At 51.6% G+C, this 14,916-nt stretch carries 13 protein-coding genes; 5 read left to right on the top strand and 8 right to left on the bottom strand.

Features of this window, described 5'->3' with window-relative positions:
• Positions 1–230: 230 nt before the first annotated feature.
• The gene (gene trpB / locus IEY46_RS31920) at positions 231–1,394 is read right to left on the bottom strand and encodes a tryptophan synthase subunit beta (protein WP_188999185.1); all 1,164 of its coding nucleotides are present in this window, start codon (positions 1,392–1,394) and stop codon (positions 231–233) included.
• Between the two features lie 277 nt (positions 1,395–1,671).
• Between trpB and IEY46_RS31915 the strand changes: the two genes are divergently transcribed.
• Both IEY46_RS31915 and IEY46_RS31910 read left to right on the top strand, forming a co-directional pair.
• The gene (locus tag IEY46_RS31915) at positions 1,672–1,935 is read left to right on the top strand and encodes an AbrB/MazE/SpoVT family DNA-binding domain-containing protein (RefSeq protein ID WP_188999182.1); all 264 of its coding nucleotides are present in this window, start codon (positions 1,672–1,674) and stop codon (positions 1,933–1,935) included.
• A gap of 1 nt (position 1,936) precedes the next feature.
• The gene (locus IEY46_RS31910; protein ID WP_188999179.1) at positions 1,937–2,332 is read left to right on the top strand and encodes a type II toxin-antitoxin system death-on-curing family toxin; all 396 of its coding nucleotides are present in this window, start codon (positions 1,937–1,939) and stop codon (positions 2,330–2,332) included.
• 108 nt (positions 2,333–2,440) lie between these two features.
• Here IEY46_RS31910 and IEY46_RS31905 read toward each other — a convergent pair whose 3' ends face one another.
• The 7 genes from IEY46_RS31905 to IEY46_RS31875 form a co-directional block, all read right to left on the bottom strand.
• Complete coding sequence (locus IEY46_RS31905; protein WP_188999176.1) at positions 2,441–3,976, bottom strand: glycoside hydrolase family 31 protein; 1,536 nt, start codon at positions 3,974–3,976, stop codon at positions 2,441–2,443.
• A gap of 19 nt (positions 3,977–3,995) precedes the next feature.
• Complete coding sequence (locus IEY46_RS31900) at positions 3,996–5,402, bottom strand: DUF4832 domain-containing protein (RefSeq protein ID WP_188999173.1); 1,407 nt, start codon at positions 5,400–5,402, stop codon at positions 3,996–3,998.
• Between the two features lie 11 nt (positions 5,403–5,413).
• The gene (locus tag IEY46_RS31895; RefSeq protein ID WP_188999170.1) at positions 5,414–6,298 is read right to left on the bottom strand and encodes a carbohydrate ABC transporter permease; all 885 of its coding nucleotides are present in this window, start codon (positions 6,296–6,298) and stop codon (positions 5,414–5,416) included.
• Between the two features lie 19 nt (positions 6,299–6,317).
• Positions 6,318–7,217, bottom strand: coding sequence for an ABC transporter permease (locus tag IEY46_RS31890; RefSeq protein WP_188999168.1), 900 nt, complete (start codon positions 7,215–7,217; stop codon positions 6,318–6,320).
• A gap of 73 nt (positions 7,218–7,290) precedes the next feature.
• Complete coding sequence (locus IEY46_RS31885; protein WP_188999167.1) at positions 7,291–9,003, bottom strand: extracellular solute-binding protein; 1,713 nt, start codon at positions 9,001–9,003, stop codon at positions 7,291–7,293.
• A gap of 106 nt (positions 9,004–9,109) precedes the next feature.
• The gene (locus IEY46_RS31880) at positions 9,110–10,795 is read right to left on the bottom strand and encodes a helix-turn-helix domain-containing protein (protein ID WP_188999163.1); all 1,686 of its coding nucleotides are present in this window, start codon (positions 10,793–10,795) and stop codon (positions 9,110–9,112) included.
• 16 nt (positions 10,796–10,811) lie between these two features.
• Complete coding sequence (locus IEY46_RS31875; protein ID WP_188999161.1) at positions 10,812–12,434, bottom strand: sensor histidine kinase; 1,623 nt, start codon at positions 12,432–12,434, stop codon at positions 10,812–10,814.
• A 536-nt stretch (positions 12,435–12,970) separates the two neighbouring features.
• On the opposite strand from IEY46_RS31875, the gene IEY46_RS31870 reads away from it, so the two are divergent.
• The 3 genes from IEY46_RS31870 to IEY46_RS31860 form a co-directional block, all read left to right on the top strand.
• Positions 12,971–13,555, top strand: coding sequence for a TetR/AcrR family transcriptional regulator (locus tag IEY46_RS31870; protein WP_188999159.1), 585 nt, complete (start codon positions 12,971–12,973; stop codon positions 13,553–13,555).
• A gap of 7 nt (positions 13,556–13,562) precedes the next feature.
• Entirely contained in the window at positions 13,563–14,309 is a 747-nt protein-coding gene (gene map / locus IEY46_RS31865) for a type I methionyl aminopeptidase (RefSeq protein ID WP_188999156.1), read from the top strand.
• Positions 14,310–14,715: 406 nt separating this feature from the next.
• Positions 14,716–14,916: sigma factor-like helix-turn-helix DNA-binding protein (locus tag IEY46_RS31860; protein WP_268239553.1), on the top strand; the 201-nt coding region annotated here is incomplete at its 3' end.

The raw sequence follows: 14,916 nt of genomic DNA, 5'->3' as shown, positions 1-14,916 counted from the left end.
GTGGTTTTTGAGCCGCTCTAAATATTTATTTTTTATCCTATTTGCAGAGAGTGGGCCGACCGCTTATAATCCCCGCCGAGAGGACTCTGCCAATCCGGATCGCGGACATGAAGGAGCCCGATGCGGGCAACACGAAGAGGATGGTTAGTCCATTATCTTGTGACCTTTGGCGAAAACTAAAAAGGACACCCCTGGACTGGATGCCCTTCTTTCACGATTATTATGGCGTATTATTTCTTAAGCATGTGAAACACTTGCTCGACATCCTTGTCTCCGCGTCCGGACAGGTTGACGATTATGATCTGGTCCTTATTCATTGCCGGTGCCAGCTTCTTCGCATAAGCGACAGCGTGCGCGCTTTCGAGAGCAGGGATTATGCCTTCCATGCGAGACAGCTCCTGGAATGCCGCCAATACTTCCTCGTTGCTAACCGTCACGTATTCCGCCCGACCCATCACTTTCAGGTTGCTGTGCTCGGGTCCGATGCCGGGATAATCAAGCCCCGCCGCAATGGAATAGGTTTTCTGCGGATTGCCTTCTTCGTCAAGCAGCACCAAACACTTGAAGCCGTGGATGACGCCTGGAACGCCTTGCGTTAACGTAGGCGCCTGATCCGGCTCGACACCGATCAATCGAACGGACGGCTCGTCTATATAGTGGGCAAATGCGCCGATCGCATTGCTTCCTCCCCCGACACAGGCGATAACCGCATCCGGCAAACGGCCTTCTTTCTCGAGAATCTGACGCTTCGATTCCTCGCTCACGATCGCCTGGAAATGCTTCACCATCGTCGGGAACGGATGCGGACCGACTGCCGAGCCCAGCAGATAGAATGTGTTCTTGTAGTTCCGGACGAGATCGCCCAGCGCCTCATCCACCGCATCCTTCAGCCTGCCTTGTCCTTTGTTAACCGGCACGACGGTAGCACCCAGCAGCTCCATCCGGAACACATTCAGCGCTTGACGGCGCATATCTTCGGCTCCCATATAGATTATGCATTCCATATCGAACATGGCGCAGGCCGTTGCGGTCGCTACGCCATGCTGTCCGGCGCCCGTCTCCGCGATAATCCGCTTGGCGCCCATCCGTTTGGCGAGCAGAATTTGGCCAACGACATTGTTGATTTTGTGTGCACCGGTATGATTCAGGTCTTCGCGTTTCAGATAGATTTTGGCGCCGCCCCAAGCCTCGGACAACCGCTTCACGTAAGTCAGGGGGTTCTCCCGGCCAACATATTCGTGCAAATAATAACGGTATTCCTCGTTGAACTCGGGATCGTCCTTGTATTTGTAGAACTGCTCACTCAGGTAGTTCAGTACCTCCTGCAATTCCGGTGGGACAAAGCTGCCCCCAAATTCCCCGAAGTACCCTTCATGCAATATTTCCTGACTCATTTTCGCAAGCCTCCTCCTAATAATTCTGTCCATTTACCATCCTATCATAAATCCCGTTTGCTGAAGATAGTTGGGGTAGAACCCGCCCTAATGAGATGGCGAATAATTTAGAAACACCTCTTCCAAAAACTCGCCGATGAGACTTTAATTCATCTGATTCTATACTATCTGGTGAAACAAGAGTCAGGCAACAGATAAATTGCTACACAAGCTTTATTAATCAAACCATTTATATAATTGTTATAACAGTTGAATAGTATAATAAGGAGTGAATCATATGGGTAAGGTGATAGAGATGGAACGTAAAGTTACAAAGTTTGGAAACAGTCTTGGAATCACGATGACAGAAGCATTGAAGCAAATCGGCCTTGAACTTGGTGACACTGTGCATATCGATGTAAAAGAAACAGATGGAGAAATCATCATTCGCAAAGCTAATAAAATCGAGTTGCCTGCTGGTATTGGCCCCGACTTCATAGAAACCCTCTCTCAAGTCATGGAACAATATGATGATACTTTAAAAGGACTGAAGGATCGCTAGAATGGAGATCCGTTATTTAGCTGTTCAAGAGATCATTGCGGTTAATGTAGCTATGATTCAAAGATATAGTCCAGGCGAATACATTGGAGTCAAAGATAGCGGCTTACTGGAATCAGCTGTTCAACGTCCACGTTCATTTGGTGAGGATGCCTATCCTTCATTATTCGATAAAGCAAGTGCTTTATTTGAATCGTTAGGAATGAATCATCCCTTCCAAAATGCTAATAAAAGAACGGCCTTTGCAGCTCTTGTTATCTTCTTGCAGTTGAATGGATACCGATTTGTGATGAATCAGAAAGACGCTGATGACATGACGGTTGATAGGGTGAATCACAACTTTTCTTTTGAAGAACTCTCAGCTCTTATACAAAAGCACTGCGTAAAAAGAAAGGCATAGCAAAATCGGACCTATTTTAACTGTAACTACCACCGCTTTCAAGCGAAATGAAGCTTGGCGCGCACCGAATCGGTGCGCGCCAAGCTTCATTTCTTTTATCATCTGTCGCTACATAAGCCGATACCACGGCAATCGGGACAAAGGCGCATCGACTGGCTGCTGGCATGGACCCGTAATGATGTTTCCATCGTCGCCCTGCCAGGAGCCGGGAGGGAACGCAATCGTTCGGCTGCGCGCGCCTTTCTCCAGAACGGGTGCAACGAGAATTTGATCACCTAACATAAACTGGTCCTGGATTCGTTCGTATCCGCCTTCCGGAAATACATAGGCCAGATGGCGAATGATCGGCTCGCCCGTTACTGCCGCGTGATGCGCCAAAGCCAGGATCGCAGGACCGAATGCTTCATGCAGCTTTGCCGCTTCGACGCAGCAGGACAAATGTTCGCTATCTAGAACGCGCCATGGGGCAGTAGAAAACTGCATCATCGGAAACAATGCCGAGCATTGCGCATACCGGACGAACAGCTCCTGATCCAGCTTGAAATCCGGATTATTCTCCACATCGCCGATTTGGCCGCCGCCAATCATATCGGGACAGGTGAACGCATAACCAGCCAATCCTTGCGCCAGGCCGTTCGGGATCAGCGAAGCAAGACCGTCCCGATGCCAGCTGTGGTTCTTGTCGGCAAGCCGCTGCACGAGTGGTTGTCCCGCGCTTTTCCAGCACGCCCGATATTCATTCAAAGGAAAGTTCAGCCCGATCTTCGCCCAAGACTCGCAATGACCGTTCGGATGGGCCGATTTGGCGCTTTTGTCGGACATGCGGTAAAATTGCGGGTCCCCGGCATCAAATTTATAACCGTCGATACCGAAGTCGTCCATCAATCTCTTAAGCTCGTTTTCGTACCACGCGACCGCCGCCGCGTTCGTACAATCGAGTACGGCGCTATAGCCATTCCACCATCGACGGATCGCCGTTTCGCCGTTCTCATCCCTAAGCAAAAAACCTTCCCGCTCTAGATAACGAAAATTCGCGGCATTGTCCGGGCTGATGAAAGGACAGGTCCACAGCATCACCTTAAAGCCAAGCTCGTGCAGGCGATCGGTCATTGCTTTCGGATCCGGGAAACGGTCGGCACGAAACTTCCACACCCCGTAATCCTCCATCCAGTTGTCATCGATCATAATCACGCCCGGCGGCAAACCATGGGCGAGGACACCTTCCGCGTAAGCAAGCGTCTTCTCCTGGGTAGGGTTATATTGCAATTCGATCCATAAATTATACTGCGGCATGGTAAAGAATAGTTCCTCGGGAATAGAGCCGGAAGCCGGAAAATGGGACTCCGCTGCGGTTCTGAATGTTTCGCGCAAACTGCCGTTTCGTTCGCGATAGACGAAATCTCCGCTCTCGATTTCCAGGGTAAGTCTGCCTTCCGCCAACTCAAAACGAAACGGTTCCTCCGACCAAATATATCTTCCTTTGTTCGATAGAAGCAGCGGGACAGCTTGATTATTTCTAGCTTCGCTGATCAAGTCCCGCGCATGATCGAGTTCTCCCAGCGGCATATGAATCCCGTCATCGATATTTCCGCCCCACCAGAATTCCCCCGGGCTCCTCTCGATTTCAAGCTTCTTTTTTGCCATTGGCTGCACCGTGCCTTTCTTAGATGATTGTCGTTCTGCCGATGATATACCACTTTCGGTCCAATGTCTCTCCTTTGAGCGCAAGCCGGATTTCGGGTTCGTTCCTTTGCTCCGTATTAACGATCGCTACGGCGAGATCATAGACATCCGAAGGGCAATCGCCGCAAGCGAACAGGGTCTCATATCGGTATTCCACGCCTTGAAGCCATTCCGCCGGCTCTGCATCCGCAAGTATCCGACAGACCGGAGTGCCGTCTCCCCGCTTCAGCAGCGCGAACGACAGCTTGTATTTATTTCGCCAGTTGCGGTTGTCATTGGGAAGCTTGCCCACACCGGCGTTCTTCCACGTATGCCGGATGACGTATTCCTGACCCGCCGCCATTTCTCCCGGATACGTAACCTCCGTCAGCACAAACCGGTAGCCGCAACGAAGGGCGAAATCGCGAACGAGCTCGGGCGTGGTCGACATCCACAGCTCCGCATCCTCCGGATTCCGCAAATCAAGTGTATTGGCGTGCATATCCACGGCGTCTTGAACGACCCGGGCCATCATGTCATGCAAGGTCTGAAATCCGTCGCCTTCATACCATTCCGGACGGCCAGCGAACGTATGATAGCAGTTCTCGGCGAACACCGGGACGGAGGGCCATAGCTTCGCGATTTGCCGCTTGTCCGGCTCTTTAAACCATATCGGACTGCCGAAGCTGTCCCGGCGGATGACGTAGCCATGTTCTCGAATCGCCCATTCCTGCAAACCGTAACTGAATCCGCCTTTGCCGTACTGGCCACCAAGCAGCACGTGATGAAAGTGTCCGCTATATAACCGGACGATCCACTGGAACGCCCGCTTTTTTTGCGGTCCGTGCAAATAGTTCAGGTTGTGCATTTCGCCCCACCAGCCTAATCCTTGAGCATCGATGAAGTCTACGATGCCCGGCTTATCGTATTCGCGGGCGAATGCCCCCACGAATCGGTCGAGCTTCGCCTGGAATACAGCATCTAGCACATAAGGCGTTTGAAACGGCATCCCCTGCTTCGTCTCGTTCACGTAGCCCCGTGCACCCGCGTCGAATACAAATTGCGGTGTCGCTTGCCGGCAAGCATCCTTGCTATCCATATAGACTCGAAAAGCCAGCTTCAGGCCGCGCTCCAGCGCCATGGCGATGAGCCTGCGGTAATTATCGTCCGCTTGCCAAGCATAGCAGCCTTCCTCAGGCTCCATTAGAGACCACGGCACCCGGATATACAGAAGGCTGGCCATCCCGATATTCGGATCCTGCCGCCGCCAATAATCCTCCGCATCGGGAAACGGCTTCTCGAATGAGTCGATATAAATCGCCCAGCCCATCGCCGGATTGCGGAGGAAGCGGTCCGTATCTTCGATCGGATATGCGGTTACGTCAGTCTGTCCTCTCACCACATCCACTCTTCCTCTCCTTATTCTTTAACGCTCCCTACGACGATGCCTTTGACAAAATATTTTTGCAGGAACGGATAGACGATCATAATCGGCAAAGCGCCCATAAAAATTTGTGCGGTACGCAGCGTTTTCTCGCCCAGATTCTGAAGCAACGCCAAGCTGTCCATGGAAATGATCTGCACGTTGATCGCGGTAATAAGCGTTGATAAGTAAGATTGCAAGGGATAGTTGGACGGCGAATTCATGTACAGAATGCCGTCAAACCAGGAGTTCCAGTGGCCGACAACTGTAAACAGCAGCACCGTGGCAATGGCTGGGACCGATATCGGCAAGTACACGCGCCAGATCAGCGTCCAGTGTCCCGCCCCGTCGATAATTGCTGCCTCCTCCAAATCTTTGGGCACGCCGCGAAAGAAGTTCAACAGCATAACCGTGAACCACACGTTGAGCGCCCCCGGCAAGATCAGTGCCCATATCGAGTCGAGCAGTCCGGTTTCCTTCACGACGATATACGTGGGAATCAACCCGCCGCCGAAAAACATGGTAATGGCGAAAAACCACACGTAGACTGTCCGGAATTGGAATTTGGTGTTCTCCTTCGACAGCGGATAAGCCGTCATGATGACCAACAGCATGTTGACGATAGTCCCGATCAGTACCCGTTTCAAAGATACGCCGACCGACTTGAAGAAGGCTGCATTCTGGCTCATGTATTGGTAAGCATTGGTCGTAAACCCTTTCGGCCATAAAGTGACTTCGCCGGCGGAGGCAAAGGTGTTGGAGCTTAGCGAAACAGCGAGCAAATGCACGAAAGGAAGAAAACCCATAAGCGTGATGGCGCTCAGCAAGATAACGTTAACGATGTGAAAGAACCTTCTGCCGAGCGATTCTTTATAAAACATAGGTCCGACCTCCTTTATGTTAAAAAATTCTGTACCTGCTGAACCGATATGCCATGAAATAGGAAATGGAGACGAGCAACAGCGAAATCCCCGACTTGAACAGTCCGACCGCTGCCGCGGGACCATACTGACGGTCGAACAATCCAAGCCTATACACGAACGTATCGATTACGTCGGAGCCTTTGTAGACGATCGGATTATACAGCAGTAGAATTTGATCGAATCCTGCATTCAAAATGTTGCCGATGCTCAAAGTGGACATTAATATGATAATCGGCATCATGCCGGGCAGCGTAATATGCAGCATTTGCTTCCATCTGCCTGCCCCATCCACTTCCGCCGCTTCGTACAAATTCGGGTTAATGCCCACGATGGCCGCCAGAAAAATAATCATGTTGTAGCCCATGCCTTTCCAGACATCGGACCCAATCAGAATGCCCCGAAACCATCCGTTGCTCCCCATAAACATGATCGGCTCAACTCCGATCGCCGACAGCATCCCGTTGACGGGACCCTGAAGGGTGAATAATTCGAAGATTACGCCCCCAAGCACTGTCCAAGACAGAAAGAACGGCATAAAGATGCTCGTTTGAATGATGCGCTGAAACCACGCTTTGCGTACCTCGTTGAGCAGCAGCGCAAGCGTGAGCGGCACCACGAGGCCGAAAAAGATCTTGAAAAACGAGATGATGAGCGTATTCCACAAAATTTGCTCAAATCCAGGAAGGTGGAATACATACTCGAAGTTTCGCATCCCGACCCATTCCGATTTGAAGAAGCCGAGAATGGGCTGGAATTTCTGGAAAGCCATGACGATCCCCAGCATGGGACCGTAATGGTAAACCAGCGTTACCAATACGCCTGGCAAGAGAAGAAAGTGCAGCGGCCATTCCACCTTCAAACGGCTTCTGATTCCCATCGGTCACAACCTCCTACATGAACCGCAAAGGGGAGAGCCCAGGTGCAGTTCTCCCCTTTCGATTGCATTTCATTTATTGACGCTCTGTGTACCACGCGTTCACTTCTTCGGTAATCTCATCCCCGCCGAGCTTCTTCCAGCTATCGACATACTTTTCGAATTCGTCCGTTTTGCCTGAGCCCATGATGATTTTCAGATAGGTCTCATCCGTCAGCTTGCCGAGCGAACTGCCGCGTTCCACTTGAGTTGCTGTCGGTGTACCGTAAAATTCATTGTATACGAATTTCTTCTCTTCCTTGATTTTGCGGGTCAGACCCCAGCCCCCGTTTTCATTTACCCTGCTATTATAGAAGCCCCAGGCGGTCGGGTCCGTATCTCCGGCCAGAAACTTTTTGGCTTGCTCAAACAGCTTCGGAGCCTCAGGGTTTTCCGAATCTATCGTGTCCTGATTCGCTTTGAGGGCGGCGTTCACCCGCGTGTACAAATCGTCGATATTGAGCGGATTGTAAATCCTCGGATTATACCAGTTGTACACGAAGCCATTCTCCGGTTTGTTCTCGTCCTTATATTTCGGCAGCCCTAACTCGTGGTAGAAATTCGCCATCTTGACGAGCGCTTCCGGATGTTCCATTTCTTTGTTTGCGGACACGACCCAATTGAGCCGCAGTCCCGGAACGAGCGTCATGCCCGGCTTTCCATTATAAGAAGGGAGTGGCAGCGCCATCCATTCCGCTTTTGGATTTTTCTCCTTGACAAGGTTCAGAGGCCATTCGGGATCCCACCACTCGCCGAACGTGATGCCCACTTTACCCGCTACGACGTCTTCAACGGCTTTATCAATATCTTTGAAGGCGAATTCTTTGTCCAGAATGCCCTTCATGTACCAATCGTTCAGCTTCTCCAGCGAGGCTTTTGTTTCCGGCTGAATTTCACCCGGGATGAGTTTGCCGTCGCTGCCCTTGGTCCACGCCTTCGGATAGGCACCCATCGAATAAAATAATCCCCTGGCATCGAATCCCCATGAAATGAGTTCCTTGTTCATTGCGATGCCGTACGTGTCGTTCTTGTTATTGCCGTCGGGATCGTTATTCACGAATGCCTCCGCGACCTTCTCCAATTCATCCAGCGTCGTTGGCGGCTGAAGCTTCAATTTGTCCAGCCAATCCGCCCGAATCCAAAGCATCTGGCTGGACATGAACGGATCCTCATAAGACGGCAGCCCGAGCAGCTTGCCTTCGTACGTGAACATATCCAATGTTCGGCCGCCATCCGATTCCAGGTACTTCTTCAACGTCGGAGAAGCATATTTCTGATAAGCTTCGGTCAGGTCAGCCAGTTGTCCCTGCTGCCTGAAGCTCTCGAAATCGAGCAGACTCAGCGATAGCACGTCAGGCAGCTCACCTGACGATACAGTCAACGCAAACTTCTGTTCGGCCTGCTCCGTAGGCACAGTCCACAAGTATTTCAGGTCGATATTGAGCATCTCTTTCAATTTCAGAACGTAGCCGTTCTTCTCAGGCGTAAGACCCTTCGGCGTCTTGGAATCCTGAGGCGGGGCGAATCCCAGCACTTGAGTCACCGTGATCGGCTCTTCGTATTTGCCCAGCGGATCCGCGGCCGGTTCGTCAGGTGCGTTGCCGCTCTCGGATGGACTTCCGCTGCTGTCCGAATTCGCCGCAGGCGTCTGAGGTGCTTGCTCTTCGTTATCCTGCGAGCTGCAGGCCGCAAGCAGAATTGTCGAACACAACATTACAGCCATTATTCCGCTTATCCATTTACCTGGCATGCGTTCTCCCCCAATTAACAGTCATGATTATGGAAAGGTCGACCTTTCTGAGCCTAATTATAGGTACCCCCGTAAGCGATTACAATTTCGATTCTTTTACATCGTTTTACTTTGATGACTTTCTTTCGGAGCTGCTTAAGTCTTCCCGATATTCCTGCGGCGTACGACCCATCATCTTCCGAAAGAAGGTAGAGAAATACGACGGAGAACTGAAACCGAGCTTGACCGCGATATCATTCGCCTTCATCCCTGACTCTGCAAGCAGACGTTTGGCTGCCTCCAATCGCTCGGATTGAATATAGTCCGACAAGTTCGTTCCCGTATGCTGCTTATACAAACGGGACAAGTAGCTCGGATTAAAAAACGTCACTTCCGCCATGCGGACAAGGGAAAGATCGTCATGCAAATTTTCCTGAATATAGTTTTGCAGCCGCCGAATGAGGTCATCCCCCTCCCGGTGCCGCCGCTGACGTTTGTCTGCGCAGATTCGCCGTCCCAGTCCAACAAAATGTTCAGCGGCGGCGTCCCAATCCGTCGGAATATTGGTTATCGTGACCTGATCGACTTCGAGCACATCCATGGCGCTTAGAAAGACGAGCAAGAACGCGTAATACTTCTCTGTGCCCGTCAAATAGTAAGTCTCGACCTGTAGGCGAATGTCTGCCAGCAATTCCCGGCAGATCCGTTCAGCATGCGCATCTTCTTCTCCCTCCAGGCTTCGTTCCAGCTCATGCAGCTTGCGTTTGAATTCGAGCATAGGGGTCAGAGGCGTCTCGGCGCTCCTCGTTCCAATACCGCCTTGCACGCCCAAGTCGATGACCGCCGATTCCCGGTTCGGCAATAACCGATGTTTCAGAAATAACCGAAGCACGTCGAACTCCCGTTGAACGTCCTCCCACGCCGCGGCCTGTTTGGCCATGATGAAGATCAGATTCTCACCCGCCCCATCCCCGTAATCTTGCTGCACGGACTCTAATACGCCAGTAAGATAAGTGCTCAACCCGCGCCAATCCACCGTTCCGCCGTCCCCGCAGAACTTGCTTGTGGTGGGATCAGGTTGAAGGAACCATACAATCAGCTCATGCTCGAACACCAGTGATTCACGGACAATAGACTTGGCCAGACGTTCTTCGACGACATGCTGGATGGAAAAATACGCTTGCAGCTTATGGTTGTACGTGGATTGTTTCCGCCAGCGGTCCACACGGCAAGCGAGCAGCAGCACCGGCATGTTCATGTTCATTTCCATCGCGAACCCCTGGCCATCGGCATCATCCCATGCACGATTGTCCATCTCCGCGACAAGCTCCTTCACATTCTCACCGTAGAGCGCCGCTTCCAGCAGCTGCTTTCGGAACAGAGGCCCCATCAGGATCATCTGGCTGCGAGCCGCTTCGATCATGTTGACCTGTTTTGCCTCCTCATCCAACTGTCGTACACACTGATTAACGGCATCCAGCAGCACGGCATCATCCTCGGATTTCAAAATATAGAACGCCGCGTTTTTGCGAATCGCCGAGTAGACATAATCAAATTCGTTGTACCCCGTCAGGAAAACAACTTTGCAGGAAGGCCAATAATGCATCAGTTCATCGATCAGTTGGAGTCCGTTTTTCTCCGGCATACGAATATCGCTGATGACGATATCCACCTTCGCCCGTTTGATCCAATACAGCGCCTCAACGGCCGAATAAGCCTGACACACGTCCAGACCTGGCTCTTGCTCCCGGAACAACTGTCCGAGCCCGTCTACGACAATCGGCTCGTCATCTACAATCAGTAATCGGTACATCTTGTTTGACCTCCTTTTAACTCCACAAGATGACGAGCTCGGTTCTCAGACCGCCAAGCTCGCTTCTCGACACGAATACGCCGCTGTTCTCACCGTATTTTAGCCGGATACGCCGGCATACATTGATCAGCCCGGTTGTTTCGGTATTCTTCCCCGTTACGGGATAACCCAGCCTGCGCTGCAGCTCGGCTAATGACTCAACGGTCAAGCCGGTTCCGTCATCTTCCACACAAAGCGTGAAACGGCGATCCTCGTAAGTCATGGTCAAGCGAATATGACCTGGCCGCGCAACACTCTCGAAAGCATGCTCGAAGGCGTTCTCGATAAGCGGCTGGATGATCAAGCGAGGCACTGTAAGCGATTTGCACGATTCCGGTACTTCTGGCGCCGAGACGCGTATCCGGTTCGAAAATCGAATCGCCTGAATCTCGCAATAATCCATGGCATGTCGGTATTCTTTGTCCAGGGGCACTTCGTCCTTGCCGTTACGCGTAATCGCCTGGTAATAGCTCGCCAGCTTCTGCGTCAGAATCGCTACATGATCGTAGTCTCCGATTTTGCAAAACCGGTAAATATTATAGAAGCTGTTGTACAGGAAATGGGGGTTGATCTGGGACTGAAGCTGTTTGAGCTCGGAATTTTGGAGCGCCAGCTTGTCCTCGTAATTTTCCCGAATCGACTTATTCAGCCGCTCCACCATCTTGTCGAAGCCTCGATACAAGTAATCGAATTCGCTTTCTTCCTTCCCTCCCGAGGGGAGGCGAACGTGATCCGGCTCCATCTTGTTGAAGACGCGGATAAGCTTGCGCAGCGGGCGGTGAATCATCCGGTTGACGGAAAAAGCAAACGCGATAATTACGATGCCGGACACGACGGAAAGTACGATAAACCAGATGCTGTACTTTTTGAGGAAGCCCGTGAGCTCGTTTTCATCAACATACGTATAAATGGTCCACCCCATAGCCGGTACCAGATTCAGGCTTACGCGGTATTGGCCGCCATCCACACGCAAGAGCCAGCTATCCGTCTCGGAGCCACTGCTGTCATGAGCGTTCGCTTGGTCGCGAATGGCCGCCACGATCTTCTCATCGAAGCGATCTGAGATCAAACCTTCAAACCGGCTGTTCGTCAGCAACACGCCCGACCCCGGGTATGGTGCAAGCCGGTTCAACGTGCTTTGCAGCTTCGGGATCGACAGCTCCAGATAAGAGACAATGCTCGCATTGTTCGAATATTCGAGAAAAAACAATCTATTTTCTCCATAATAAATCAATGGCCTGGGAGTAAGGCCGACGATGCTTTCGATGGTCGACCACTCCTCGTTCGGAAGCGCCGAAATGCCCTGGCTCGTAGAGATACTTTTGTTGTACGATTTGACCCAGACGCCTGCGTTTATCACATATTCATTGGAATTCCGAATCGTCGCCAATCTCTCGCTGACACTGCTGGCTAAACGAAACTCATCGTACAGATCCAGTGATCCGGACCGGAAGGCGAGCTTCTGAAGATCCGAATCGGTGAGCAGCTGCCTCTGGAGATTACGAATAAAATAAAGTTGTTCATTTAGCTGGCTCGCGTAAAACCGCAGATTGTAGGTCCTCGTCTCCTCATCCTTCTGGCGAATAAAATTCATACCCATCGCGTTCATCCAAAAATTTACGACATAGACGGGGATAATCAGAACAGTGAAAACGACGAGAACTTTAATATAAACGGAAAATTTGATGGCGTATCCCTCCTGTAATTTTTTGCGGCCTCTAATTAAAGGAGAACAAGACAAAATCCCGAAAAAGCGGAGCAGCTTCCCAGGCATGACATGCGTTCATATCGTGCAGTAAGACAAATCATTTTTTGTACAGTCCGTTTCCAGTATATCACCGGGTTCCTCAATCGGATATTTCGATCTTTTTACTTCCTTGCGCTTTATCGACTTGTTTGCCGCTATTGGTAAGCCAGTCGGTCGGAACAGCAATGACTTCTCAATGTGCCCTAACCTCCTTTTTATTCCAAACCGTTACGGATAAGTATGTTCGTATTTGATAAGGCTGGTGGAGGCGAACCGTGGCTATGCAAACCACAGTTCGCCGCCAACAGATAATTTGCATATCCCCGCCCCATGCATTATTATATTTATATCGACATATTTGCAGGTCTAAACAAGGAGGTTCACACGACATGTGCCCCCGTACCAAAGAACAAAATGAGCTCATCCGCATGCAGCGCAGAGAACAGATCCTGGACGCCGCTGCGTGTGCCTACTTTCGCACAGGCGGCAGCTTTGATATTCGCGACGTCGCCCGCGAGGCCGAGCTCGGTTACGGCACGGTATACCATTATTACCCCAACCGGCATTTATTAATAGAGGATGTGCTGGCCAGCGGCTTCGAGCGATGCGAGCAAGCCCTGACAGAATGGGCAAACATCTGCGGCGGCAGCCCGGATGATAGGCAGCTGTTGACGTATTGCAAGTCGCTGCTCCGGCTGTGGCAGTCGGACGCCCGCGCATATCTCGTCTACAAAATGGCGGCGGAACATTATGCGGGCTTGCCTGAGAAGGATCGGCACCCCACCAAGAGACGATTCATGGAACGGCTGTACGTTCCGCTTCAATCGATCACCCAGCGCGAAGACGACAGCGTCGACCATATGCTTGCTGTGCTGGTCGGCTGCTGTGGGCTGCACTACTATGCGGGCACTTCCGAACTGGACGTCGATCGAATCGCCAAGCTCGCGATGCAAGCTATTACGAAGGAGTCCTGATACGAACATGGTCATCTTAAAAAGCAAGCATGAAATCGAGGCTATCCGCAAGGCATGCCAAGTGGTGGCCGAATGCCATCGCACGATCGCACCGCTCATCAAACCGGGAATCACGACGAACGAGATTGAGCGCATCTTCGAGGACATTATCTTGAAGCACGGCGCCAAGCCCTACACGAAGGGCTACAAGGGCTATCAATATGCGACATGTGCCTCCGTCAACGACGTGATCGCTCATGGCTTCCCTGGCGATAAGCCACTTGAGGAGGGAGATATCGTGACGATCGACACGGTCGCGGAGCTCGACGGCTGGCTCGGCGATTCGGCCTGGAGCTATGCAGTCGGGAAGATCTCGCCGACGGCTGAGAAGCTGATGCGCGTCACGAAGGAATGCCTTGACCTCGGCATCTCGCGGGCGCTGCCCGGCAATCGGCTCGGTGACGTGACGAGCGCCATCCAGCAGCATGCCGAATCGAACGGCTTCGGCGTCGTGCGCGACCTTCTCGCGCATGGCATTGGCCGGGACCTGCACGAGGATCCGAACTATATGCATGTCGGCAAGCCCGGCAAAGGCCTCCGCATCAAGGAAGGCATGGTGTTCACGATCGAGCCCATGATCACCGAAGGCACCTACGACATGACAATCGATCCGGACGGCTGGACCGCGCGGACGCTGGACCGCAAGCTCGCCGCCCAATACGAGCATACGATCGCTATCACGGCTGAAGGTCCACAAATCCTGACCGCCCAATAGAATATTAGAAGCCGGCTACCGAGATAGTCGACTTCTTTTTTACGTATGCGGCATAGCATTCATCCGATACATGCGTTCACCTGCTCTCTTATAGAGCTCAAAGGCTTTTTTCGGATAATTGCTGGCTCCGATATTACGGTAATCGATAGCACGTTCCCGTTTTCAAGCCGCAGCAAGATCACGGATAGCGTATCTTCAAGGATTGTGATGAGGCTGCTAGTCTGGGCGCGATCACATGCCAGTACGATGAATTCATCTCCGGTGAACCGCGCGACAAACACCAGCCCCTTTATGCAAGCAAGGAAAAAGCGTACAGCAAACAAAGCGGATGGAACATCCGCTTAAAAAATGTTCATGGGAACCGAATTATGCTACTCTGTAGACGAAGCTACCGTTATATTCAGAGATGCGTGAGGAAGATGTATTCGAATGGTCCTCCAAACAGATCGCGGAATCGTTAGGAATGACGCCGGCAGCGGTTAACAGTGCCTTGCAAAGAGCCAGAGAAACAATGGACCGAACGAAACTTCATTCTAACGAGTTTAGCATGATGGATGTCGAACCTGATCGTGAGCTGCTATCACGGTATGTGGAAGCCTTCGAACAA

The organism is Paenibacillus nasutitermitis, from assembly GCF_014641075.1.
GTDB lineage: Bacteria > Bacillota > Bacilli > Paenibacillales > Paenibacillaceae > Paenibacillus_Z > Paenibacillus_Z nasutitermitis.
The sequence above is the reverse complement of the archived record's forward strand: the minus strand, read 5'-3'. Positions and strand labels throughout refer to the sequence as shown.

What these genes read in the sequence shown, in the direction of transcription:
- trpB (WP_188999185.1), bottom strand. Translation starts at nt 1,394, where the DNA reads ATGAGTCAGGAAATATTGCATGAAGGGTACTTCGGGGAATTTGGGGGC.
- IEY46_RS31915 (WP_188999182.1), top strand. Translation starts at nt 1,672, where the DNA reads ATGGGTAAGGTGATAGAGATGGAACGTAAAGTTACAAAGTTTGGAAAC.
- IEY46_RS31910 (WP_188999179.1), top strand. Translation starts at nt 1,937, where the DNA reads ATGGAGATCCGTTATTTAGCTGTTCAAGAGATCATTGCGGTTAATGTA.
- IEY46_RS31905 (WP_188999176.1), bottom strand. Translation starts at nt 3,976, where the DNA reads ATGGCAAAAAAGAAGCTTGAAATCGAGAGGAGCCCGGGGGAATTCTGG.
- IEY46_RS31895 (WP_188999170.1), bottom strand. Translation starts at nt 6,298, where the DNA reads ATGTTTTATAAAGAATCGCTCGGCAGAAGGTTCTTTCACATCGTTAAC.
- IEY46_RS31890 (WP_188999168.1), bottom strand. Translation starts at nt 7,217, where the DNA reads ATGGGAATCAGAAGCCGTTTGAAGGTGGAATGGCCGCTGCACTTTCTT.
- IEY46_RS31885 (WP_188999167.1), bottom strand. Translation starts at nt 9,003, where the DNA reads ATGCCAGGTAAATGGATAAGCGGAATAATGGCTGTAATGTTGTGTTCG.
- IEY46_RS31880 (WP_188999163.1), bottom strand. Translation starts at nt 10,795, where the DNA reads ATGTACCGATTACTGATTGTAGATGACGAGCCGATTGTCGTAGACGGG.
- IEY46_RS31875 (WP_188999161.1), bottom strand. Translation starts at nt 12,434, where the DNA reads ATGGGTATGAATTTTATTCGCCAGAAGGATGAGGAGACGAGGACCTAC.
- IEY46_RS31870 (WP_188999159.1), top strand. Translation starts at nt 12,971, where the DNA reads ATGTGCCCCCGTACCAAAGAACAAAATGAGCTCATCCGCATGCAGCGC.
- map (WP_188999156.1), top strand. Translation starts at nt 13,563, where the DNA reads ATGGTCATCTTAAAAAGCAAGCATGAAATCGAGGCTATCCGCAAGGCA.